This window comes from Endozoicomonas sp. ONNA2, from assembly GCF_024606365.1.
Lineage (GTDB): Bacteria > Pseudomonadota > Gammaproteobacteria > Pseudomonadales > Endozoicomonadaceae > Endozoicomonas.
Genome location: NZ_JAHHPO010001068.1, coordinates 1 through 1,639 on the forward strand (window position 1 = coordinate 1; position 1,639 = coordinate 1,639).

Here is a 1,639-nt window from a genome sequence, read left to right on the forward strand (position 1 = left end):
ATGTTGGTCCTTTGAATATGGCAGAAAAATTATCCGCAACAGATAATTTAACCTGGGCTGAAAAACTCCGGGTTATGTTGGCTGCTGAAAAAAAGCATGGACAACCATTTTCAGCGTTATGCTGGTCCCTTGTGGAGATTCCTTTATCCATTCGATTCGAGGAGGCAAAGAGCCTGTTTCAACGTCTTCCTGATACCCCTTCCCTGGCAGATGAGACCAATGAAATTAATGAACAGTTAACAGCATTAAACCTCGATGTATCGATCAATGGTGCACTGTTGGAGATCCGGCAAATCCTTGAATCGGAAAACAACGAACTTTCCAGACAGCTATTGAGTGAATATGACAGTATTGAAAAAAAATTTCAGTCAAGCATTAATGAGAAAGGTAATTTATCAGACATTGATACTATAGATTTCGAAATCTGTACAAGAAGATTGCTGTATCTATATGCAGCCTGTTCCGATTTTTCACGGGAAGCTGATATTGCTGAAGTAACGTCGTATATTGTATCTGTCCTGCATACCACCGTTTCAGATAGCATTTGGCATATTGCCAAAGAGCTGGCTTATTTGTCGAAACAACCGGGCTCCATCGATTATTGCCGTTATATTGATGCCCTGGCAAATAGATTGAAGTCACCTGCAAATGTTGCCTTGCAGTTTGAAAGTCTCAATCAGCTCAGTGATCTCAACGGGTTTATCTTGCTGGAAAGCAAAAAAAAACTGGCCCTTTATCTGGCGCCACTCAGGGCCAACATTGTGAACATGACCCCGGAATATTCACGGGTATTACTCGATGCAGTGACCGCCCTGGAAAGAAATTTTGCTGCTATACCACGAAATGAAGACAAGCCAGATATCAAAGCAAAAGTGCATCGACTTTTGCTGGTCATTGCCGCTTGCAAATCATCCAGACAAATAATGGGTAGTGAAATATTGGGTCGTTTTGTCGAGGCCATCATGGAACATGGCAATAAAAAAAATGTGCCCTTTCTGATCAGTGGGCTTGCCCGCCTGGTTCAAAGCACCCCGAAAATACAGCATATACTGGGTGCCCCCAACATCAAGGGTGGACAGCAATTGCGACTGGCCCCGCTGGCATTGCTGGCATTTGTACCGGATATAATCTCACAAGATGACGTTACACAACTCAATAACTCTTTGCATGATTCCGTCGCTAAAAGACGACGTATGAAAGATGGCAAGATTTTCCACCAGTGGCTGATTACTCTCGAGCAGGCACTGGCCAGCAAGATTATGAATAAAGACATGGGAATGCAGCTTCTGAAAAAGCTGACCCAAAGCCTCACTTATGAAAAACTGGGTTTGCTTCACATGTTATTCAAAATGGGCGACAGCTTTCATGAATTCCTGAACAACATTGACTTAAGCTGCCAGAAAGAAGGATTACCCTTGTTGATCGCTGAACAAGGTGCTAACGCTCTGGCGGGAAAAAATAAGGGGGTCTCGCAATGGCTAATTCAACAACGACATTATCATCTTCTGCCATCTTACATGGCATCCATGAAATCAAACGGGTATTCAGAAGTTACCGATCTTATCCATGAGTTTATCAGGACCATTGTCAGCAAAACTTTTATTGCGACCAGGCAGTCACCGCAGAACAATCCACACTT

1 protein-coding gene is annotated in these 1,639 nt (G+C 43.2%); it reads left to right on the forward strand.

Going from position 1 to position 1,639, the window contains the following annotated elements; genetic code table 11:
• Positions 1-17: 17 nt before the first annotated feature.
• Positions 18-1,639, forward strand: a 1,622-nt coding sequence (locus KDK14_RS18975) for a hypothetical protein (RefSeq protein ID WP_257266775.1), incomplete at its 3' end; no start/stop codon positions are given.